Raw genomic sequence first — 21303 nt, forward strand, 5'->3', positions numbered from 1 at the left:
GCCACGACGGCGAGGGGGAGGGACGGCCATGACCGGACGGAAAGAGGCGACGGCCGGGACCGTCACGGAACCGGCGAGGAACCCCTCGAAGCCCTCCGGGAAGGAAGAGGCCCGCTGGACCCGGGCCACCCTCGGCCGGGACGGCCGGCCCCTGGACCTGCTGACGGCACGCTTCGACCAGCACCGCTACGCCCCGCACACCCACGACGAGTTCACCATCGGCGTCAGCGTCGGCGGCTCGGAGCTCATCGGCTACCGCGGCGGTCACATCCGGACCGGCCCGGGATCCATCGTCGTGCTGGCCCCCGGCGAGATGCACACCGGCGGTCCCGCCGCCTGCGACGGCTACGCCTACCGGGCCCTGTACGCGGAGCCGTCCCTGCTCTCCGAGGGTGCCGCCGGCGGCCTCCCGCACTTCCGGGAACCGCTGCTCGACGACCCCGAACTCGCCGCCGCGCTGCGCGCCGCGCACACCGAACTGAGCGTCTGCCCGGACCCGCTGGAGGCCGAGTCCCGCCTCCCGTGGCTGCTCGCCGCATTGACCCGGCGCCACTCCACGGCCCGTCCGGACCGCGACGAGGTCCCCGGCGCCGCGCGCATAGCCGACGCGGTACGGGACCGCCTGGCCGGCGAACTCCAGGACCCGCCCTCCCTCGCCTCCCTCGCCACGGACCTCGGCCTGTCCCGCTACCAGCTCCTGCGCGCCTTCCGTACGACGACGGGGATACCGCCGTACGCCTGGCTGGCCCAGCACCGGGTGAACCGGGCCCGCCGGCTCCTGGAGTCCGGACTGCGCCCCGCCGAGGTCGCCGGACTCGTGGGCTTCGCCGACCAGGCGCATCTGACCCGCTGGTTCCGCCGTGTGCTCGGCGTGACGCCGGCCGCGTACCGCGCGAGCGTGCTCCCGTCCTCGTCCCTCTCCCTGTCCTCGCCCCCGTTCCCGTCCCTGTCCCCGCTCCGGTAGCGCGCGCCGGTTCCGTCCGCGGAGCGCAACAGCGTTCAAGACGCACCGCGCGGAGGTGCCCGAGACTGCCCGTATGACTGCACGCGGCTGGTTTCTGTTCTCCCTGATGGGAGTGATCTGGGGCATCCCCTATCTGATGATCAAAGTGGCGGTGGGCGAGGTGTCCCCGTCGGTGGTGGTGTTCACCCGCTGTGCGGTCGGCGCCGCGCTGCTGCTCCCCTTCGCGATCCGCCAGGGCGGCCTCGCCGGGACCGTCCGGGCCCACTGGCGCCCGATGCTGGCCTTCGCGGTCATCGAGATCATGGTCCCCTGGTGGACCCTCACGGACGCCGAACGCCATCTGTCCAGCTCCACCGCCGGCCTGCTGATCGCCGGTGTGCCGATCGTCGGCGTCGCCGCGGCCCGCTTCCTCGGCGACACGGAACGGCTCGGCGCCCGGCGCGTCACGGGCCTCGCCCTCGGCCTCGCCGGAGTCGCGGTCCTCACGGCACCGCACCTGACCGGCGGCGACGCCCGCTCGCTGGTCGAGGTGCTGCTGACGGTCGTCGGCTACGCCGCCGCGCCGCTCATCGTCGCCCGCCGCCTCAAGGACGTGCCCTCGCTCCATCTGACGGCCGCCTGCCTGGCGTTGGCTGCGCTCGTCTACGCCCCCGCGGCCCTCTTCACCCGGCCGGAGGCGATACCTTCCGGACAGGTCCTGGCCGCCCTCGCGGGCCTCGGCGTCATCTGCACGGCCGTCGCCTTCGTGGCCTTCCTGGAACTGATCAAGGAGGCGGGCCCGACCCGGGCGACGGTGATCACGTACGTCAACCCGGCGGTCGCGGTCGCCGCGGGCGCCCTCTTCCTGGACGAACGACTGACTCCCGGGATCCTCGCCGCCTTCGCCCTCATCCTGGCGGGCTCCGTCCTCGCCACGGCGACCGCCGGTCCCCGGCGTCCCGCCCGCCCGGTACCATGGTCGGCACGGCAGACGAGCCGGGCGGACGGCCGCGTGGAGGTTCTTGTGGACCTTCCCGAGGAACGTCCGGGCTCCACAGGGCAGGGTGGTGGCTAACGGCCACCCGGGGTGACCCGCGGGACAGTGCCACAGAAAGTAGACCGCCGAGAACTCCGGTTCCCGGTAAGGGTGAAACGGTGGTGTAAGAGACCACCAGCGCCTGAGGCGACTCAGGCGGCTAGGTAAACCCCACCCGGAGCAAGGTCAAGAGGAGCCGCTCTCTCGGAAGAGAAGGCGGTTCTGCGCGAACGTTCGAGGGCTGCCCGCCCGAGTTCGCGGGTAGACCGCACGAGGCCGGCGGCAACGCCGGTCCTAGATGGATGGCCGTCTCCCCGGCCGCCGCGAGGCGACCGGGCGACAGAACCCGGCGTACAGCCCGACTCGTCTGCCGCCACTCGCGGCTCTGCCTTGGAAATGGGCCTCTGATCCGCGTCGGAGGCCCTTTCCGAGCCCGCTTCGCTCGGCGTCCGCTACACCTTCCGCGTCCGGTTCGCGGGGTGTCTCTTCGAAAAAGAGCTCATCGCACCGACCTGCCCCTGGACGGCGGCCGGTGTCAGTAGCATGCCGCCGGTCAGTAGTCGCGCGAGTGCGGGGAGGCGGGGCCCATGACTGCGGTCGAGAGCTACTGGGGCAAGACCGACGACGAGCTGTACGCCTTGCTGGGGGCTGAACTTCTGGGCGAGGGCCTTGGCCTGTCGCCGGAGGACGAGGAGAGCCAGCGGGACTTCGGCAGGGAGTGGTTCGCGGACAAGCATGCCGAGTTGCAGCGCCGGATCTGCCATCACGCGAAGGTGCAGCCGTTTCTCGGCACGACGTCGACGGACCGGCTCCTCGATGCCTTCACCGTGCAGGAACTGATCGCCGACTTCGCGGGAGACGCCAGGACCGCTGTCCTGATCGCCGTGCTGGTGGGCCGGGTCGGGCTGGGTGTGTTCTGCCGCAACGCTCCGGCGCCGGAACCCTCCGCGTGAGCGGCGAGAGACTCGCCTTCCGGCAGTACGAGAAGCTGCGGGTCAACCGGGCACGCCAGTTGTCCCAGATGCGCGCGCGGCTCACGGAGCTGGGGGACGACCGCGGGCTGCGGCAACTCGACACGATGATGGCCGAGTTCGGTGCGACCGGCCCCCAGGCACCGGACGACCCGGTCGGTGAGATGGTCGCTGAACTGGTCCGGCAGATGAAGGACGCCCTGGCCGATCTCGGGGCGAGCCGCGCGGTCTTGGGCGATGTGTGGGCGATGGCCCTCAAGCGCGACACGTTCTCCGCCCGGATGACACGCTTCACCGACAACTCGGGACTCGTCCTCGTCTCGGACGCGACCTTCAGCCTGTGCGGTCTGTACGCCCAAGCCCTCGGGCTCGCGGGTCGGCGCGGTCCCGAGCCGCAGGTGCTGACCGGGGTGCTGCGCTACTACTTCACCCAGCAACGGGTGTTCGGGCTGGCGGGGAAGGTGGAGATCCGGCTGGAACCGGAGGCCGCGGAGTCGGCCGCCCTTTTCCAGTACCTGGCCGCACAGTTCGTCCTGGCCCACGAACTCGCGCACTACGTGCTGGGGCACGCGTCCGCGGTGAGTGCCTTCGCGCCGGACGAGTACGTGCCTGTCTGTTCGGAGAGCCACCGGCTCGAGACAGAGGCCGACCTGCACGCGCTGCGGGCGGTCCGGCGTACCTGCGAACAGCTTTTCGACGAGCTGCCGCCCGAGGGAGGCGAAGCCGCTCTCGGAGCGGTGGGGGCCGCCATCGGGATGCTGGCCGTACACGCCACCGAACGAGGGCTCTTCGTCCGACGGGGTGTCAGCCATCCGCCTGCGCGCCGGCGAGCGGCCGCGCTGCTGCGGGAGATGAGCCCCGACGAGCGCAGACTCGCCCAGGAAACCCTCGACCTGGCCCTGACGGTGACCGAAGCCGCGTCCACCACCGGCGCGGGGGCCGTCCCCTTCACCCCCGGGATGTTCGGCTCCGCACCCATCCACACTCCGCTCGGCGCTTCCTACCTGAAGACCACCGGGGACTGGGACGCGATCCAGTGCCACTCGCGGGAGTCGTACGTGGAGCTCTTCGACCAGGTGAGCCGCGAACTCGACGCGCCCTGGCTCGCCGACGGCGCGCACCTCGCCGCCGAGGGCGAGCCGGCCCTGGCGCTGCGAACGTGGGGCCTGCCCAAGGGAACCATCGGTGCGCTGTGTGACCCGGAGCAGCCGCTGACCTTCAACGCCCTGTATACGAGATTGCGGGCGGCCTTCACCTCTCGCGGGCTCCCGGAAGACCATCTGCTCTACGGGATCGCGGCGGCGGCGCTGGTCGGTGAACCGCTGAGCGGGGAGACCGGCCAGGCACAAGCCGCCGGAACCTAGCCGCACCGTTGTACGTGCCGGGGGAGGGGGGCCGCCCGCGATCTCGGCGAGTCCGGAGTCCGGGACCGATCTCCGATCGGTGCCACCGAGGCCTCCAGGATCGCCCTCCTGGAGGCCTCGTACGCCTGGCTCCGACGCTGGAGGCTGGCGCCCCACCGGCTGCGAACCGCTCCTCGGATCACAGGCGCTGAGCGGGCAGCGTGGCGTAGTGGAACTCGATTCCGCACAGCAGGACGGTCTGGCCGGGAGGACAGATGATCTCGCGTTCCGGCCGGTCGGCCGTGCGGCAGCGCAGCCGGATGGGAGGCTGCTGGCCGAGCGGGCCCGGCACGCTCTTGATGCGCACCGTGCCGGTGCTCTCCAGCAGGGAGGAGAGGTCGGCCGTGACCTCACGGCGTCCCTGCAGAGGGATCTGCAGGGGCTGCCGGGCGTCGACCGCTTCGGCGGAGACCGTTCCCAGGACCGGACGGTGCCGCCGCAGCAGCCAGACGCCGTACGGGACCAGGGCCATCAGGAGAGCGGCCGACAGCACGGCCCACCGCAGCGGATCGACGGACGTCCGCGCCGTCCCCTCGACGGCCAGGGGATCGCCGAGCGGACGGTCGGCGAGGCGGACGTCCTTGCCGACGTAGCGCCGGGCCGCCGCGGCCAGCGGCGTGCTCACCTTGCCGGTCACGGAGAGATTCCACGTCTCGGGCCCGAGGCCGCTGGTCCAGCCCTTGCGGTGGGTCGTGGCCGACCGCACCGAGAGGTCGAGGTCCCGGGACTCGCCCGGCTCGAGTTCGACCGAGCCGGGCAGTTTCGAGGCGAGGGCGACTCCGTCGGGCAGACCGGAGATCCGGAGGCCGGTGAGCCGTACGGGCAGCGCCTTCGTGGACGCCGTGAGCCTCACCCGGAGGTCCGACGCGGCGGGCGCCTGCCCGCCCTTCCGGGCGCCGGGCCAGGAGACGCGGATCCCCCTGCCCCGGTCGCCGGCCACGGACAGGGCGGCCTGCCGCAGACGGGTGTCGTCCTGGGCCTCCGTCATGGCCGCGCTGATCCGGCTGCCCGACGTGTCCAGCATCCGGTAGGCCGGGAAGACCTTGGCCAGTACGTTCTTGACGTCGGTCCCGGGTGCCAGGGAGATGCCGTAGCCCGTCAGGCTCCGGTCCGCCGGCAGGCCGGAGGCCTGTTTGCGCAGGGTGGACCAGCCGCTCGCGTCGAAGTCGCTGTAGCGAGGATCATCGGGCGCTCGCAACTCGGCGTCGGACAGCAGCAGCACCCCGCAGACGTCGGTGTCGGTGCGCTGGAGCCCGTCCAGAGCCTGTTCGAAGGCGCGTCCGAAGTTGGAGGCGGGTCCGTCCGGGCTCGTGGGCAGGATGTCGTCGATCTCCGCGAGAGCCTCGTCCCGGGAGACCATCTCGCAGGCCCGGGCACCGTCGCTGAAGGGGATCAGGCAGACACGGTCCTGGGAACGGAGCGACTTCAGGAAGGTCGGGAGCACCGCGCGGACCTTGTCGTAGGCACCGTCGTCGGCCATGGACCGCGAGGTGTCGACGAGCACCGCGTAGCTCGCTCCCCGGGGGCTGACGACCGTGTCCAGGAAGGATTCCAGGTCGACGGAGTCGGCCGCCCGGGCGGACGAACAGGGCCCCAGCGCGAGGAGGCCTGTGGCCAGGAGGGCTGTCAGGGCGCGCCGGGGTGTTCCGCGCCGCTTGTCGTTCTTCATTGGCTGCTTCCTTTTCTCCACGGCTTCTTGTGCCTGCGCGGCGTTCCCGGGGACAGGTTGAGAAAGGACAGCAGCCGTACCCTGCGGAGTTCACGCACGCGGGAGCGCTGCCGTCTCAGGTCCCTCTTGGTCTGCTTGAGGATCGTTCGAGCCCGCCATCCACCGCCGCCGTGGCCGGAGGCTTGGCCGGCCACGATCAGCCGCCGGATGTCGTGCAGCGCGTCCGCGGCCTCGCGGGGGCTGTACCGGTATTTGACGAGGAGCACGCGCTCCAGGTGTTCGAAGAGCGCCTCGCGGTCCTCGTTCATCGCCTTCTCCCACCAGCGGCCCGCCAGTTCGAGGGCCTGGCGGCCGTCCTGGGTCTCCAGCTGGAGGGCGAAGGGCGCCCACATCGCGGCGATCTCGCCGGCCGGAAGGGACTGGCGGACGGAGAAGCCGAGCAACTCCATCGGGGTGTTCGCCTCATGGGCCAGGTCGCCGTGCCGCCGGCTGTCCAGGGCGTCCCGGGCCGATGCCCCGACGCCGACGACGTGCCCACGTCCGGAGTCGTCGCCGGCCGCGCGCGCTCCCGCGACGCGAGGACCCGTGCCGGGGCGGGGCCCCGAAGAGAACGGCCGTGGCGCCAGGGCGGCCGCCTGCTGTTCCTCCCTGCGCCGGGCCTCGGCGGCACGGGCGGCCTCCTCCGCCTCCCATCGCTCCCGCAGGATCCGGTCGCGTGTGGCCACCCGCTGGTACAGCTCCGCCACGGCCTTCTGGTCCGGCGCCTTCTGAAGGATCGCCAGGACGACGGACTCGCCCTCCTTGCCCCAGGGCTCGGCGAGCACGGGGCGGGCGAGCTGGTCCAGCAGCAGGTCCAGACAGGGGCGCAGCCATTTGTCCCACAGCAGGAGTTTCAGGCTCTCGGCGTAGGCGAGGCACGTGTCCTCGCGCCACTGCGGACCGGAGGCCGGCAGTCCCACGAGGCAGCGCAGGACGTCCGCCCATGCCGGGCAGTCCTGCCAGACGTCCTCGGCGAGCAGGTCCGCGAGTGCCCGCGCGCCCATCTCCTCGGCCGCGTCCGGCGGGGACGGGGTCTGCGTCCCCCCGCGGCTCAGGAAGGAACGCGTGAACGTCCCCCCGTCCCGGCCGTTCCCTGCGGCCTGTTCCGTCTGGTGCGATCCGAGGGCCAGTGTGCGCAGCGGACCCCACAGACCCCGGACGGTCTCGGCGGTCAGGTCCGCCCGTCCCGCGCCCACGGTGGCGGAGAGTACGTTCAGGGCCTCCAGCGGAGTCGGTCGCGGGTCGCCGAAGACCGAGCACTCCTCCGTTCCGGGCAGCAGGACCGCCCATGCCCGTAACCAGGTCGGCGCCTCACGGTTGTTCACCGCGAGGGCCTCCAGCCATTGCCGCAGCCCGGCCGGGGCGATCGCTTCCCTGGCGAGCACCCCGGCGGTGAGCCGGCGCGCCTCCCACAGCGCCCGCGCGACGGCGGGACCGTTCCCGGTCACCTCGGCCGGTCCCAGGACGCACAGGCAGTCGACCATGTACGGCAGCCGCTGGTCCGCCTCGGGGCCCCCGTCGTCCGAGAGCAGCCGCAGGACCTCGGCCTCCCTGGCGCTGTCCTTCACCATCCGCCACAGGCGGCTCAGCCGCGTACGGCAGGACGCACTGTCGGTGCCCGAGGCGGCGACGCTCAGGGCCGTGTTCAGCAGATTCTCCGCCACGCACGCGGACACCAGCGGCCCGTTGCCCTCGTCCACCCACAGACGCCGCATCGCGTCGTCCATCTCCCGGGCGGTGTCCTCGACCACGTAGTCGATCCCGCGCTGGACGAGGCGTTGCACCTTGGCGGAGTCCGGACCGGCCTTGCCCGTCAGGCTGTTGAGGCCCTCGGCGACCATGTGGACCGACTCGTGGCCCGCCTCCACCGCGTTCACCGCCACCTGGAAGGGGTCCAGCCGGTCCAGGCAGCGCAGGATGCCGTCGTGGTCGGTCAGGGGGACGGGGGCGTCGTAGGACAGCAGGCTGTTGGCGACCGCCAGGAAACCCTGATCCCCGATCAGATGGGCCAGGCGGCGCCGGTACTGGTCGGGCCGGCCTTCGGGCACCCGCGGGACGGTGCCCAGCCGCACAGGGGTGGTGTCCGGGGTGTACGCCGGCCCGAACGCCAGGTGGGTGGGCGGACGTTCACCCCCGTCGATGCAACTGCCCACGGCCAGTTCGCTGCGTACTCCGTACGGCAGGAAGCCGGCGACGGCGTCGAAGACGGCCAGCCGGGTCCTGGTGCCGAGCGAGCCGCCGCCGGTGATGACGACGCGGACGCCGCCGAGGAGGAGGGCCGCCACGGCGGCGGCCCACAGCGCGGCCGCCGAGCGCCGTTGGTCGTCCTCGAACCCGGCGGAGATGCCGGGCACATGGCCGGCGACGGTGTCCAGCCCGGTGAGCAGTCCGTGACCGGACTGCGCGGCGACCCGCAGCGGGATGCTGTCGTCGTGGTCGGGGGGCAGCTGTACGTTCTCCACGGCGTCCCACAGGGTCACGTACTCCACTCGGTGGAGAGCCAGCTCGGGGGAGGAGTTCAGCAGGAAGTAGCGGGTCGGGGTGACCTCGCGGTTCGCGCCGTCGCGCAGCGTCGAGGACTCCATCACCGAGATGCCGGTCCACTGTCCCTCCGGGAAGAGCAGCCCGCTCACGGAGACCCATGGCAGCCGGTTGTGGAGAGCGTTCGCGGAGGGCGGGTTGCCGAGGCCCGCGGCGGCGATGCCCGGGGCGAAGAAGTCGCGGCGTTCGGCTCCTCCGGCGCAGTGCAGCACGTCGTACTCGTGCAGCGAGCCGGGTCGTTTGCTGTACCAGGCCCATGACGCCCTCACGGCGAACATGTCGTTCACGCGCGTACTCCGTCCCGCATGCCGAGCAGCAGGGCCACGAGCGGGTCCATCACGTTGTACGGGCTGAGCGGGCCCACGATGCGGTAGTTCCCGTCGACGACGTTGACGTTGCCGAACCGCTTGAGGTCGATCGAGCCGCCCGGCATGGTGCCGAATCCGATCGCGGAGGTGGTGAAGTAGTGGATGCGCGACGGATGGAAGTTGGCGCGCAGGGTCTGTCCCACCAGCCGCATGGTGCTGCCGTGCAGGTCGTCGGCCAGCCAGTCGAAGAAGCCGGCCGGGTCGGACACCACGGGCACACCGTTGCGGCCGAGGTCCGTCCAGCCGCCGCGCCGGGCCCGGTCGAAGACCTCCGGGTCGTCGAACTTCGTCAGGCAGACGGCGATGTGGTGCGGCAGATAGGGGCCGTCGAGCCGGTTCTCCTCCATGCAGATGCGGGTGATCCGGGTGAGCGTTCCGTTGAGATAGGCGAAGGAGTCGCTGTCCTGGGCCTCCCGCAGCGGGTCGAAGAGATAGACGAGGCCCTGGGCCTGGGCCAGGTGCTCGATGCTGCGGGTGGCGATGGCGCCGCCCCTGAGGTCCTCGTACGCGCCGCCGGGCACGTCCAGAACGCTCAGGTCGAACTCCATGCGGTGCGACGGCCGCGCGCGCCAGAGCCTGCGTCTGCCGAAGGGGGTGCCGCTGACGTCCCCCCGGAACCGCCAGGCGTAGGACCGGACCTGCTGGGTCGCCGGAGGGAAGACCCGGTCGATGGCCAGCTGCCGGGAGGTCTCCACCAGGAAGGCCTCCGAGGCGTCGTCCGACGGCACCACCTGCCAGCGGCCGAACGGTCCGTCAGGGTCGAGCGCCGCCAGCCGCAGGGCGCCCAGGAACGTGGTCTTGCCCGAGGCCGGGGAACCCCACACCCCGATACGGGTGGTGCCGTCCTGCTGCCGGGTGGCGGCGGGATCGCCGGGGCCGGCAGGCGCCGGGTCCCGGACGCTGTGCTCGGTCGGGTCGGGCGAGGCCTCGACCGGCCAGAGCTGTTCCGCCCCGTCGTCCTCGACGGGTTCCCCGAAGAGGTTCGGTGGCATGAGAGCCGGTGGGAACCGGGTCTTGTCCGACTCGTCTTCAGTCATCGTGCTCACTGTCCTTCAGGCTGAGTCGTGCCGGCGAGGGGCCGAAGCCGTGCGGCACGGCGGAACGTCGGCCGCCGGGATCGGTCAGCAGCGCGGGCGCCTCCGCGGGGCGGCCCAAGGCGCTGCTGACACAGAGGGCGACATCTTCCGGGGTGTGGGTCCCGAGGGCGAAGAGGTGGTCGCGGCCGAGGCCGCGCCACGCCTTCTGCAGTCGTTCGAGGGTCTTGGGCCGCCAGTGCCCGGAGCTGCCGACGGCCGGCTGGCGCACGCCGACGAGGGTCAGGCCGGGGCAGGTCTCCGACCGCAGACGGTCCAGGGACTTCTCGTAGTCGCGTCCGTCGGGGCAGGGCAGGCTGAGGTCGGCCTGCTGGCGCACCGGATGGGGTGGCCGTCGGGCCAGCACGAGCAGGACCTGCCGGGCACCGTCCCGCCAGTGGCGCCAGTGCGCCGCGGCGTGCAGGGCGTCCTCCAGCGGGGCCGCGTAGTCGTGTCGTACGGGGCGCGGGGCGAACAGGCGGACGGCCTCGGCGGCGGCTCCCGCCGAGCCGGGACCCCAGGGTCTGAGCACGTTGACCGCCGTCGGGGCCCGCGCCGGCAGGAAGGTGTGGTCCTCGTAGCCGATGAGCCCGACCCGCAGATTTCCCGGCGGCCCCCCGGCCGGGCCGCCGCCGTCCCGGTGCCGGCGCCAGGCGCTGTCGACCTGCTGGAGCAACGCGTTCAGAAAGTCCGTGCGCGTCTCGAACTCGCCGCGTTCGCCGCCGAGTTCGAGCAGCAGCAGCAGATCGGCGGCGCCGGAGTGGTGCGACGCGGGGCCGGCCGGGTACGGCAGCGTGTGTCCGTCCCGTTCCTCGGTGAACACCTTCGGTTCGGTGAAGCGCAGTCGGCCGTTCCGGTCGAGGGCGACCGTGACGGTGCTCCGTGACCCGGGGTCCACCCGGGTCCGCCCGGTGCGCAGGACGGGCCAGTCCTCGGTGCGGTCCCCCCGGGTGGTGACGAGCGGCAGGGCGTACACCCCGGGGGTCTGTCCCGGGTCCGCCAACAGCTCGACGGAGGCCAGCAGTTCGCCTTTCCGGGGCAGCGTGGTGCCGCCGGGGAAGAGGACGCGGGCCGCGGTGGCCCGCCGGTCCGCCGGTCCGGGCCGGGTGAGCAGGGCGTAGCCGCGGCGCAGCGGTACCTGATGACAGGCCTCGGCGACGATCTCGTCCAGGGTGCGCGGGTCGGAGGCGTCGAGCAGCACCTGGGCCGCGGCGGGCGCCCGGGCCGCCAGGGACCTGGCCGCGTGGCCGGGCCAGCGCCAGCCGGCTGTCTGGCAGACGAGGACCAGCGGCACCGCACGGCCTTGGGCGCGTGCGGCGCGAAGAGCTGCCAGCGCCGCCGTCAGGGCCCGGTCGATGGCGGGCTCCCAGGCGTGATCGGCGGCCCGCCGCACGCCCCGGATTCCGTACGGGGGTGCCGTGCCGATGCCTCCGGCCAGAACGAAGGCGCGTTCCACCGCGGCGGTGGGCAGCCAGGCGGCGGCCTCCGACCAGGCCGTCCCGTCCTCGACGAGGCCGTGGGTCCAGCCGGTCCCGTTCTCGTCCCGCCCCAGTTCCCGTACGGCCAGGCCGGTCGCGGAGATGCCGAGGACGCAGACGGCGTCGCACTCGCCGGCCGCGAGGGCGGTGAGGACGGACACGGCACCGGAGAGACCGCCGTGCGGTCCGCCCCGGTTCTCGTCGGGGCCGGGGGCCCGGACGTCGCGGTCCGGTCGCCGGGAGGGGGCGCGGCGGATCAGTGACCGGAGCCGGACGTCGACGGTGCCGCCCGGCGGCCTGCCGTGCGACGCGCCGCTCGTCGCCATGTGCTGTGAGGCGAGGACGGCGGCGGCGATGTCCCAGGACCAGCAGGCGGCGATCTCCTCGTTCCGCGCGTCGGGGCCGGTGGCCGCCTCCGGCTCCCAGCCGCAGGTGCCGCACGGTCCGGGAGTGCCGCTCGACCAGCAGACGGGACAGCGTCCGGGTTCCCCGGCGTCCAGGTCCTCGGCGTCCGGGGTCCGCGCTTCGAAGAACTCGGACCCGTCCCGGCGGACGCCCGTCACGGGCGGCGCCCAAGGGCCTGACCCTGCCCGCAGTACGCGGGTGTCGGGCGCTTGCGCGCCCTGGCAACGCTGTGCACGGCTCCCCCCTCGGACCGGCGTCCCCACGGCTGCACCGGGGCGATGAACTCCCGGTGAAGGACTGGCAGCTTGAGGACCGTCAGCGATCGTAGTGAGATCACCGGTCATCGTCCGATGAAATGACATATTTCTTCGGAACTTGCAATATTAAGTACGTGTATGTCAGTGAATTCGGTGGAGATCGACTGCGCCGGACTCCGCCCGGACGTCCGCGCCGTCCAGCGCCATCCGGCGCACCGCGCCGTCGAGTCCGACCGCGATCAGACCGCCCTCGACCGGGCGCACCGCCGATACCGTGGGCACGTCCCAGCGCCGTCGCTCACGGCCGTCGGCGATGTCCAGCAGCCGGATCGCGTCCGGGCCGGCCACGCACACCGCCGAGCCGTCCGCGAGGACGTCCAGGGCCCGTGGACCCGGACCGTCGCCGGCGGCCACCCTCCAGCGCGCGCTGCCGTCCACGGCGTCCAGGGCGGTCACCGCGCCCTCGGTGGTGGCCAGCACGACGGCCCCGGCGCGGGCGACGGCCGGCAGGTGCACGGTGCCGCCCACCGACGTGCTCCACAGGCGGCGGCCCGCGTCGCGGTGCAGGGCCTCGACCCGCCCGTCCGCGGTCGCGACGACCACGGCGTCACCGAGCGCCGTCGGACCGGCCGGGGAGACGGCACGCAGGCCGGCGTCCCAGAGCGGGCTTCCGTCGTCCGTCCGCAGGCACCGCACCGAGCCGCGGTCGGTGCAGCACACCACCGTCGCGCCGGTCAGCAGGGGCCGTCCCGTCACCGCTCCCACGTCCCCGGCGGCCCAGCGAACGTCCCCCGACCCGGGGTCGAGCATCCGCACGCCCGTCCCCTCCGCGACGAAGAGCTGTCCGGGGTCCCCGTCCCGGCCCGCCGACCAGCCCACCGCGTGCACGGTCGCCGCGAACGCGTGCCGCGCGCGGGTGAGGCGGCCGGACGCCGGCCGGACGTGGTGCACCTTTCCGTCGGCGGTCCCCAGGACCACCGCGTCGCCCGCCGGGACCATCGCGCCCCGTACCGGCGCCCCCAGCTCCGTACGGTCCAGGAGCTGCCCGCTGCGGTAGTCCACCCAGTAGAGGATCCCGGACGACGTGACGGTCAGGACCACGTTCCCGCGCAGCCAGGGGGCGGCACGGATCCAGTCGTGACAGTGCCACACCCACTGCTCGCCGGCCGTGGCGGACGGCGCCCTGCCCGGCGGGTCGTGCCGCGTCCGGCTCCTGGGCCGCTCCCGGCCGCCCGCCTCCTCCCGCTCCAGGTGGTCGGCCCGCGGCCCGAGGAGGGCGCGCAGTGCGGACCAGTGCCGTTCGAACACCCGCCGCGCGGCGGGCGGATAGGGGATGCGGTCGGTGTCCGCCACACCGGACAGGGTGGCCCGCACCTCGTTCATCGAGGGGCGCTCCGTGTCCGTGAACCGCAGGCAGGCGGTGATGAGTTCGAGCAGGGCGCCCTCGCGCACACCGGAGATGTCCGGTGGCTCGGTGAGTGCCCGCAGCCGGATGTCGAACTGGTTGCGGCCGCTGTAGGGCGGATGTCCGGTGGCGGCGAACAGCAGGGTCGCGGCGAAGGCGAACACGTCGGCGGGACCCTGCGCACGGCCCAGTCCGCCCGCCTGTTCCGGCGGGGCGTACTGGAAGCTGCCCATGGCGTCCGCGGTGACGGTCAGGCTGGGGTCGGCGGCCAGCCGGACGAGGCTGAAGTCGATGATCCAGGGCCGGGTCCTGGTGACCAGGACGTTGCTCGGCTTCATGTCCCGGTGGTAGAGCCCGGCGCCGTGCAGGTCGGCGAGGGTGCCCGCGAGATGGCGGCCGAGGGCGAGCACCGTGTCCTCGGGCAGCGGACCGGCGTCGTCGACCAGCCGTTGCAGCGAGGGACCCGGGATGTACCGTGTCGCCAGCCAGGGACGGTCGGCCGCCGGGTCGGCGTCCAGCAGCTCGGGTATGCCTTCGCCGCCCGCGCGGTTCACCGCCTCGATCTCGCTGCGGAACCGCGGCCGGAGCCGCTCCGACTCGGCTACGTCGGCACGGATGAGCTTGATCGCCGCGATCCGGCCGGTGGCCGACTCCTCCTGCCCGAGGAACACCTCGCCGAAGCCGCCCGCGCCGATCCGGGAGAGCAGCCCGAACCGTCCGAGCCGCCGGGGGTCGCCTCTTCGCAGTGCTTCCATCGATCAGTCCTTGAGGTACGAGTCGGAGCGCCGCGTCCCCGGCCGCGTGCCGACGACGCCGGGAAACGCGGTGGGCGCGGTCCGTTCGGCCAGCGCGCGAAGCAGTCCGAGGGTGCCGAGTTCGTCGTGCAGCAGGTGCAGCCTGGCCAGATGGGCCCGGGCCCGGGGAGCGGCGGGGGTGGGCGCGGCGCGCTCGTGAACCGTGAGCCGCCGCGCCGAGGACGCCCTCGTGTAGCAGATCCACGGATCGGCCGCCGTGGCGTCCGGGGCCCACGTCGACGCGGTCAGCGCGGCCCGGTAGCCGAACGGCAGCAGGGAGGCGATCGCGTCGATGGTGCCGATCCGCACCAGGGCGAACCGGTCGCCCTGGGCGGTCAGGGCCAGCGGCGTCTCCAGCGCGGCCGCCGCGGTGGCGGCCACCCAGCGGAAGCCGAGCTCGTCCACCAGCCGCGCGGTCCGCTCCAGGTGGTCGGTCTGCGCCGTGAGGAGGACCGGGGCCGCGTCCTGCCCCGCCTCCGGAGGCAGCCGAACCGGCCGCACCGCGTTCCAGAGGGAGACCAGCCCGACGCCGTGCCGGGCCACGTCCTCGTAGGGCACCAGGAAGCAGCGGGTGGTGGCGGAGCGCCGGCCGGAGGAGTCCCAGGTCGCCTGCGTGGGACTGTTCCAGTCCGTCACGGAGACCGTCACCCACCGGCCGCCCGCGCCCGCGGCCCCGGCGTCGCACGCCCCGAACGAGATCCACGGCAGGGTCTCGCCGGGCCGACCCGCCGTGGACCACGGCGGTGGCGTGCCGAACAGGGTGTCCCGGACGACGCGTTCGAACCAGCACACGGCCGAGGGGCCGTCGCTGCACACCAGAACGCGGTAGTCGCTGCTGTCGGCCTGGGGTTTCGACAGCACGGCCCACCGCGCCCGCAGGGTGAGGGAAGGATTCATGTCAGATGTCTCCCGACGCCCGCCCCAGCGCGATCAGGGGCTCCAGTACGTTCAGTGGCCGGGCCGGGCCCCGCAGCGCCCTCAGGCCGTTCTCGTCGTACGTCTGGTTCGAGCAGTCGTCCAGATTGAGGAACCCGTCGCGGGTGCGGTGGAAACCGATCGCCGAGACCGCGTACCACGACACCCGTTGGGCCAGGAAGCTCTCCAGCACCAGGGTCCGGGCCTCGGCCACATCCGCCGAACTCCGGCTCAGCCAGGCGATGTAGTCCTCGGCGTCGGCGGCGGGCACACACGGGTCGCCCTGCGAGGTCTGGCCGACCCAGTTGCCGCGCCGTGCGTCCTGGAAGACGGCCGGGTCGTCGAACTTCGTCACACAGAAGGCGACATGGTGCGGCAGCCGCCCCTTCAGCAGCCGGCCGCTCTCGTGGAACTCCTGCGCCAGCCGCTGAAGATGGGGAATCAGCAAGCCGGCCTGACCGCCGTGGCTCAGCGGGTCGAGCAGGATCACCAGATGCCCGGCGCGTCCCAGGTGCGCGTCGAGGACATGGTTCCGGCCGTAGTTCTCCCGCCGGAACTCGCCGCCTCCGACGTCGCAGAAGTTCAGCGCGAAGTCCACCCGCTCGACACGCCGTCCGTTCGTCACCTCGGCGCGGAAGACGTACGAGAACGCCGTCGGGCCCATCGTCGCCTCGGGGAAACGGCGCACCACCGCCAAGGCGTTGGTCTGCTGGACCAGGAAGTTCTCGGCCTGTTCGCTCTCGGCGACGACGTTCCAGCGGCCCAGCCGCGGCCGTGCCGTCGTGGCGGCGAGCGAGGCCGCGGCGAGGAACGTGGTCTTGCCGCTGTTGGCCGCGCCGAGGACGGCGATCGTGCGTCTCGGCTGCCGCGCGGCCCGGTGCCGTGGTTCCTCGGACGGCTTCACGGCCCGGTGCCGCGGTTCCTCGGACGGCACCGGGTCCTTCACGGCGACGGTGAGGGGAGCCACCGCGACGAGCGGCCGCAGCGGGAGCGGGGTGGCGACGGCCGGGGGCCGGGGAGCGGGCCCGGGGGGAGCGGGAGCCGGATCCGGGGGAGCGGAGGACACCGGGGCCGCGTCGTCGTCGGTGGGCGGCGCGACGGACGGGCCGGCGCCCTCGGAGAATCCGGCGACGGCCGCCTCGATACGGCGTACGGCTTCGCCGTAGGCCGGTCCGAGCCCCCGCAGGATCCGTGCCGCGATCTCCGCGAACGGACGGGTCTCCGGATCGATCTGGCCGACGAACCGGACGTCGCGCGGCGAGGCCAGCAGCGCGGGAAAGGCGAGCGCGGCGCGGCCCATCGTCGTGGACACGTACGCGGAGACCGTCTGGAAGGTCCGCACCGCCTCGACCCGGTCCATGCCCTCCAGCAGCGTCTGCCGCGTGTCCCCGACGAACTCGTAGGCCGGATCCGCGTCCTGCCATGCGCCGCCGTCCTGTACGGTCCTGGGCCGCAGCAGACCGCTGAAGAAGACCTCGGCCAGCGGAGCCGGGTCGTAGGGCTCCCTGCGCCACTGGCTGGTGACCATGTGCGTGAGCCACATGGTCGACAGGTTCAGGGGCACCGCGGCCAGACTGCGCAGCAGCCGCCGGGCCCTCGGGGTGGCGGTGGCGTCGAAGTCGTCGAGCAACTCGTCCTCGTCGACGGGGTGTTCCGGCACGGTGTCCTGAACGGGAACGGGGGCGCCGTGCCCGTCCGCCGGCCCGGACGTCACCACCCAGGCCGGCGCGGACACCGAACGGGTACGGGACCCGGTCACGAACGTGGCCCATCGGTTGAGGGAGTCCGGCTCCAGCGGCACCACCGGGACGGCGTGCGGCCGTCCGCCGCCGGGCGGACGGCCCGACGGCCACAGGTCTCGCAGCGACCAGCCCGCCGGGCTGAAACGCTGGGCCGGAGCGCACCATCCGGTCCCGGACCCGTCCGCCTGCGGGTGGAAGGAGACCGGCAGCGGGGCGACACCCGTCCGTCCCCACAGGTGGCGGGGGAGGAGATGGACGATCACCACCGGCCCGTACGCCGCCAGCAGATGGACCTGCGCGGCCAGTCGCCCGTCGTGCCAGCCCCGGCCGACACCGTCGGTGACGAACGCCGTCACGCGCCTGCTCCCGGGCGCCAGGAGCGTGCGCAGACCGGCGCGGCCGCCACCGGCGGACGTCGGCGTGGTCAGGGCGGTGTCGGAGTCCAGCCGGCGCACGGTGACCGACCGGAAGGCACCGAACCGGGCGGCGGCCCTGCCCATCTCGCGCATCAGCGGCGCCCACAGCTTCATGGAGGGCGCGGTGTCACACACCAGCGCGAGGTCGTAGTGCGGCTCCTCGGCGGCCGTGACCATGGGGACGACCATGCCGGTCGCCGCCGCCCACTGCGCGGTCAACTCCTCGTCCACCACTGTCCGTACGGGCGAGGGACTGGTACGGCGCAGCGGGCGCAGGGCGATGCCCAGCTCCGTACGACGGGGCAGCCACTGAGCGGGCAGCGGCGCCACGACACGGCTGGAGACGCCGCCCATCTCGGCGATCACGGGTTCGGCGGCCCGCGGCCACACCCCCATGTCGTCGAGCGCGGGGACGCACGGCACCGGGAGAGGGCCGCCGCCGGTGACCACCGGATCTTCGGGAGCCGGCCGTTCGCGTCCGCCCGGGCCGTCGGCGCCGAGGGCCGCGGAACTCCCTCCCTCGTCCGGACGGTCACCGCCCGGGGCCGGGTTCACCGTGGGCAGCCGTGCGGCCAGCCAGCCGATGTCGAGGATCTCCTCCAGGCCGATTCCGGCATCGCAGTCCAGCAGCACCCTCGCGAACTCGGGGCCCATCGCGTCACGCCCCGGAGAGCGGGTGGAACACCGCGTTCGCGATGGTCTCCATGTCCTCCGGTCCCAACTGGGCCGTGAGCCTCAGGCGTACGGCGTTGATCAGCTGGTCGGGCGAGAGCTGACGGCCGTCGGTGGTCAGCCGGTCGTAGCGCTTGAGGACGTCCTCGACCTGGGACAGGTCCCGCATCTCCGGCACATGGGCCCGGAGGATCTCGTGGAGCCGGTCCCCCTCGGGGCGCCTCAGGACCAGGAACAGACAGCGGCGGCGGAAGGCCGGCGAGAACTCCCGGTCACCGTTGCTGGTGAGGATGACGATGGGGAACTGCGCGCACTGCACCCGCCCGTTGTGCACGGGCGCCCGGTCGTTCCCGTCCCAGCTGAGCACCCGGACGGGGGAGTCGGCGATCCGGCGCAGCTCGGGGATCTCGTAGCCCCCCGTCTCGAAGACGTGCAGGAGGTCGTTGGGCAGGTCCACGTCGCTCTTGTCGATCTCGTCGATCAGCAGGACCCGGGGCCTGCGCCTGGGCAAGAGGGCGTCTCCCAGCGCGCCGAGCCTGATGTACTGCCCGATGTTCTCGTGCTCGCCCTTGAGCTTGACTCCCCTGCGGTTCAGGGCCGAGCCGTTGCGCAGGTTCATGTCGTGCAGGCGGCCCAGCACGTCGTAGTCGTAGAGCCCCTCGCGCAGGGTCGAGCGGCTGGTGATGCCCCACCTCAGCACCGGCCCCAGACCGAGTTCCCGGGCCACGGAGGAGGCCAGGGTGGTCTTCCCGGTGCCGGGCGGACCGGTGACCAGCAGGGGACGGCGCAGCTGGATGGCCGCGTTCACCAGATCGTGGACCTCGCGGTCGCCGCGGTAGGAGACCGCGACCCGGTCGTCCCAGGACCGCTCGCCCTCGGTTCCGGGCGGCGGCACGGGAAGCGTGATGTCGTCCGGATCCCGCTGCCGCAGCCGTGCCTCGTCGGCGGCGGGCACCAGCGTGGACAGGCCGAAGGAACGCCAGGGCGGGGGCTCCGGAATGGCGGGCGCCGCGGACGCCGTGTCGCGGGGTGTGCCCCAATGTCCGCGGTAGACCCACCAGTCGGGGGCCTCCGCAGAGGCGCTCGGGCCTTCCGTCATCGCTCTTCCCTTCTGCTCGCCGGCCGTCGCCCGGTCACGGCATGGCCACCGCGGTCCGTACCAAAGGAGAACGACGCGGATCGTCGAAGAGCACGACCACGTCGCGGAACACCTCGGCCTCGTCGCCCCCTTTGCAGCGCAGGCCGAAGACGATGTCGGGCACATCGCGCAGGGGGCGGCCCTCGAGCTGCCGGAGCAGGCTCTCCCGCACCAGCGCGCCGTCGCAGAGCGCACCGCCGTCACCGCCGCGCGCACAGTCGTCGACGGCGGACCGGTCGGTCCAGATGGCCAGTACGGCACCGTTGTTGAGGGCGGTGCCGACGATGTCGGAGGACGCGCGGTCCTCCAACGGGCGGGAGAGCACGATCCCGGCACACGCGTCCGTCGTTCCGGTGGCGGTGAAGACGTAGTCCGTGGCGTGGGCCGGGCCCGCGGGCGGTTCGTCGCCGGGTGCGCACGGCACGGCGCAGCCCTGCCAGTTCAGCCGCGCCGCGGGGACGGAGTCCAGCAGTGTGCCCAGGCGTTCCCAGTTCAGCGTCTGCGGGCCCCGGCGGTGCCGCCAGCGGTCGCGCAGCACCACCGGGGCCTTGTCTCCCAGCAGCGGCGGGCTTCCGCTCGGCACGGTGAAACTCGGGATCGTGTCGAACCGGTGGCCGAACAGGTCCCGGTCGACGATGAATTCCACCCAGGCGTTGTGCAGCGCGGAGCGCACCTTGGCATAGGCCTCGTCGTAGACCTGCGCGACGAGGGCGGCGAACTCGTCCTTGTGCCAGGTCCGTTGTGGCACGCTGATCCGGCGGCGTCTGGGGCCGGTGTAGAACCACGCCTGGGCGCGGTAGCTCGGCTCCAGGGAATCCTGGCCGGACACGGCCGCGCTGCCGTGGGTGATCTCGTCCAGCCGCTCCAGGTCGATGACCAGGTGGGCCTGCGGCCGGGGCGGCGGGTGGTGCGCGCGTTCCCGGGCCATGGTGGCCGGCACCTTGCCGGCGGTCAGGGGAGCCAGCCCCTTGTCGGCGGCCCAGGAGCCGTACCAGTCGTGGATCTCGTCCCGCAGGCGTCCGATCCGGGCCAGAACGGTACAGAGCCCGGTGATGCAGTGGCTGCCGTCCGCGCGATGGGGCAGCCGCGTCATCCGTACCGCCAGCTCCGGCAGGGGCAGGTCGTCGTCCTGCATGCGGGGGCCGTGGGTGTGCAGCCAGTCCCCCACCTCGCCCTCCTCCTGAGCGGTCAGGCGGGCCTCGCTCAGAAGCGTGCGCAGCCGTTCGGCCTGCAAGGGGGTCACCGCCACGCCGGGCCGGAAATCCTTGTCCACGAGCATCAGGCCCCGGCGGGAGATCCAGTAGTGGGTGGGTATCTGGCCGTAGTCGGGGTCTTCCTGCTCGTAGGCCTTCCGGAAGCGCGCCTCGAGTTCGACGGCGGTCCGCTCGATGGGGACGAGGTCGAGCCGGTCGCCGCGCGGCAGGGTCCGTACGGCCTCGACGAGCCGGCGGGTGAAGACGCCGCCCTGCTCGTCGAAGAGTGCCTGCTCGCCGTGGCGGGCGCCGTAGAGCACGAGTCCGTTCCAGTCCGGGTGCGGTACGCCACCCACCGCGGTGACCAGCATCTGGCCGCCGGTGTCACCGCCGGGTCCCGAGTCGCCCTCCCGGCAGGCGTCGATCACGAAGAGCAGGCGCCTGGGTCTGCCCGGGCCGGACATACGGGCCTGCAGGTCCTCGAGCTCGACGTACCCCTTGTGGGACACGTACAGGCGGTGGCGGCCGTTCTCCCGGCCGATGGCGCCGTGGCCGAGCCAGTAGAGGACGAAGGCGTCCTCCTCCCCGAGCTCGTCCAGGGAACCCGGCCGGAGGAACAGGTCCGACAGCGGGCCGAGTTCGGCCCGTTCCCGGGACACCGCGCCGGCGGCCAGTTCGTCGGGCAACCGGTCGGCGTTGGTCAGGAAGGTGACGGAACAGGGCTCCTCGACGTGGCTCGACAGCCAGGAGGCGAAGCGGGCGCCGGTGACCGCCGAACCGGGCAGGTCCCGGAGCGATGAGCCCTCGTACGTCTCCGGACACACCACCAGAGCGCGTACCGCCAC

General features: G+C 73.0%; 12 protein-coding genes, 1 other RNA gene and 1 pseudogene. 5 read left to right on the top strand and 9 right to left on the bottom strand.

The window, feature by feature from the left end; all coding sequences use genetic code 11:
* Positions 1-28: 28 nt before the first annotated feature.
* From ACF07B_RS03560 to ACF07B_RS03580, 5 genes and pseudogenes are all read left to right on the top strand, one after another.
* Positions 29-964, top strand: coding sequence for an AraC family ligand binding domain-containing protein (locus ACF07B_RS03560; RefSeq protein ID WP_392177599.1), 936 nt, complete (start codon positions 29-31; stop codon positions 962-964).
* A 136-nt stretch (positions 965-1100) separates the two neighbouring features.
* Positions 1101-1865 (top strand): annotated as a pseudogene (locus ACF07B_RS03565) (DMT family transporter); the annotation flags it as partial.
* Positions 1866-1935: 70 nt separating this feature from the next.
* Positions 1936-2349: RNase P RNA component class A (rnpB, locus tag ACF07B_RS03570), an RNA gene on the top strand.
* Between the two features lie 217 nt (positions 2350-2566).
* On the top strand, positions 2567-2932 hold the full coding sequence (locus ACF07B_RS03575; protein WP_392177600.1) for a hypothetical protein: 366 nt from the start codon (positions 2567-2569) through the stop codon (positions 2930-2932).
* Positions 2929-4314 (top strand): hypothetical protein, encoded by a 1386-nt coding sequence (locus tag ACF07B_RS03580; RefSeq protein WP_369484554.1) that lies wholly within the window; start codon positions 2929-2931, stop codon positions 4312-4314. Before ACF07B_RS03575 ends, ACF07B_RS03580 begins: the two co-directional genes overlap by 4 nt.
* 178 nt (positions 4315-4492) lie before the next feature.
* Here the strand turns inward: ACF07B_RS03580 and ACF07B_RS03585 are convergent, their stop codons facing one another.
* The 9 genes from ACF07B_RS03585 to ACF07B_RS03625 all read right to left on the bottom strand — a co-directional run bounded on the left by ACF07B_RS03585 (position 4493) and on the right by ACF07B_RS03625 (position 21303).
* A complete protein-coding gene (locus ACF07B_RS03585; RefSeq protein WP_392177601.1) occupies positions 4493-6022 on the bottom strand; it encodes a VWA domain-containing protein in 1530 nt (509 codons plus the stop codon).
* Positions 6019-8889, bottom strand: coding sequence for a hypothetical protein (locus ACF07B_RS03590; RefSeq protein ID WP_392177602.1), 2871 nt, complete (start codon positions 8887-8889; stop codon positions 6019-6021). The genes ACF07B_RS03585 and ACF07B_RS03590 overlap by 4 nt, the downstream gene beginning before the upstream one ends.
* Positions 8886-10007: a hypothetical protein gene (locus ACF07B_RS03595; protein ID WP_369484551.1), complete on the bottom strand. Its 1122-nt coding sequence runs from the start codon at positions 10005-10007 to the stop codon at positions 8886-8888. The genes ACF07B_RS03590 and ACF07B_RS03595 overlap by 4 nt, the downstream gene beginning before the upstream one ends.
* Complete coding sequence (locus tag ACF07B_RS03600; protein WP_392177603.1) at positions 10000-12084, bottom strand: hypothetical protein; 2085 nt, start codon at positions 12082-12084, stop codon at positions 10000-10002. Before ACF07B_RS03600 ends, ACF07B_RS03595 begins: the two co-directional genes overlap by 8 nt.
* Positions 12085-12324: 240 nt before the next feature.
* Positions 12325-14343 carry a PQQ-binding-like beta-propeller repeat protein gene (locus tag ACF07B_RS03605; RefSeq protein ID WP_392177604.1) on the bottom strand — a complete coding sequence of 673 codons (2019 nt, stop codon included), beginning with the start codon at positions 14341-14343 and terminating at the stop codon, positions 12325-12327.
* A 3-nt stretch (positions 14344-14346) separates the two neighbouring features.
* A complete protein-coding gene (locus tag ACF07B_RS03610; protein ID WP_392177605.1) occupies positions 14347-15279 on the bottom strand; it encodes a hypothetical protein in 933 nt (310 codons plus the stop codon).
* A 1-nt stretch (position 15280) separates the two neighbouring features.
* Positions 15281-18109 carry an SAV_2336 N-terminal domain-related protein gene (locus ACF07B_RS03615; RefSeq protein WP_392177606.1) on the bottom strand — a complete coding sequence of 943 codons (2829 nt, stop codon included), beginning with the start codon at positions 18107-18109 and terminating at the stop codon, positions 15281-15283.
* Between the two features lie 4 nt (positions 18110-18113).
* Positions 18114-19226 (bottom strand): AAA family ATPase, encoded by a 1113-nt coding sequence (locus ACF07B_RS03620; protein WP_392177607.1) that lies wholly within the window; start codon positions 19224-19226, stop codon positions 18114-18116.
* Positions 19227-19260: 34 nt separating this feature from the next.
* Positions 19261-21303 (bottom strand): caspase family protein, encoded by a 2043-nt coding sequence (locus ACF07B_RS03625; protein ID WP_392177608.1) that lies wholly within the window; start codon positions 21301-21303, stop codon positions 19261-19263.

This window comes from Streptomyces sp. NPDC015532, assembly GCF_043078065.1.
In the GTDB taxonomy this organism is placed as follows: Bacteria; Actinomycetota; Actinomycetes; order Streptomycetales; family Streptomycetaceae; genus Streptomyces.

Bases quoted from the DNA above. Each gene is read 5' to 3' on its own strand.
- ACF07B_RS03560 (WP_392177599.1), top strand. From the start codon at position 29: ATGACCGGACGGAAAGAGGCGACGGCCGGGACCGTCACGGAACCGGCG.
- ACF07B_RS03575 (WP_392177600.1), top strand. From the start codon at position 2,567: ATGACTGCGGTCGAGAGCTACTGGGGCAAGACCGACGACGAGCTGTAC.
- ACF07B_RS03585 (WP_392177601.1), bottom strand. From the start codon at position 6,022: ATGAAGAACGACAAGCGGCGCGGAACACCCCGGCGCGCCCTGACAGCC.
- ACF07B_RS03595 (WP_369484551.1), bottom strand. From the start codon at position 10,007: ATGACTGAAGACGAGTCGGACAAGACCCGGTTCCCACCGGCTCTCATG.
- ACF07B_RS03605 (WP_392177604.1), bottom strand. From the start codon at position 14,343: ATGGAAGCACTGCGAAGAGGCGACCCCCGGCGGCTCGGACGGTTCGGG.
- ACF07B_RS03610 (WP_392177605.1), bottom strand. From the start codon at position 15,279: ATGAATCCTTCCCTCACCCTGCGGGCGCGGTGGGCCGTGCTGTCGAAA.
- ACF07B_RS03615 (WP_392177606.1), bottom strand. From the start codon at position 18,109: ATGGGCCCCGAGTTCGCGAGGGTGCTGCTGGACTGCGATGCCGGAATC.
- ACF07B_RS03620 (WP_392177607.1), bottom strand. From the start codon at position 19,226: ATGACGGAAGGCCCGAGCGCCTCTGCGGAGGCCCCCGACTGGTGGGTC.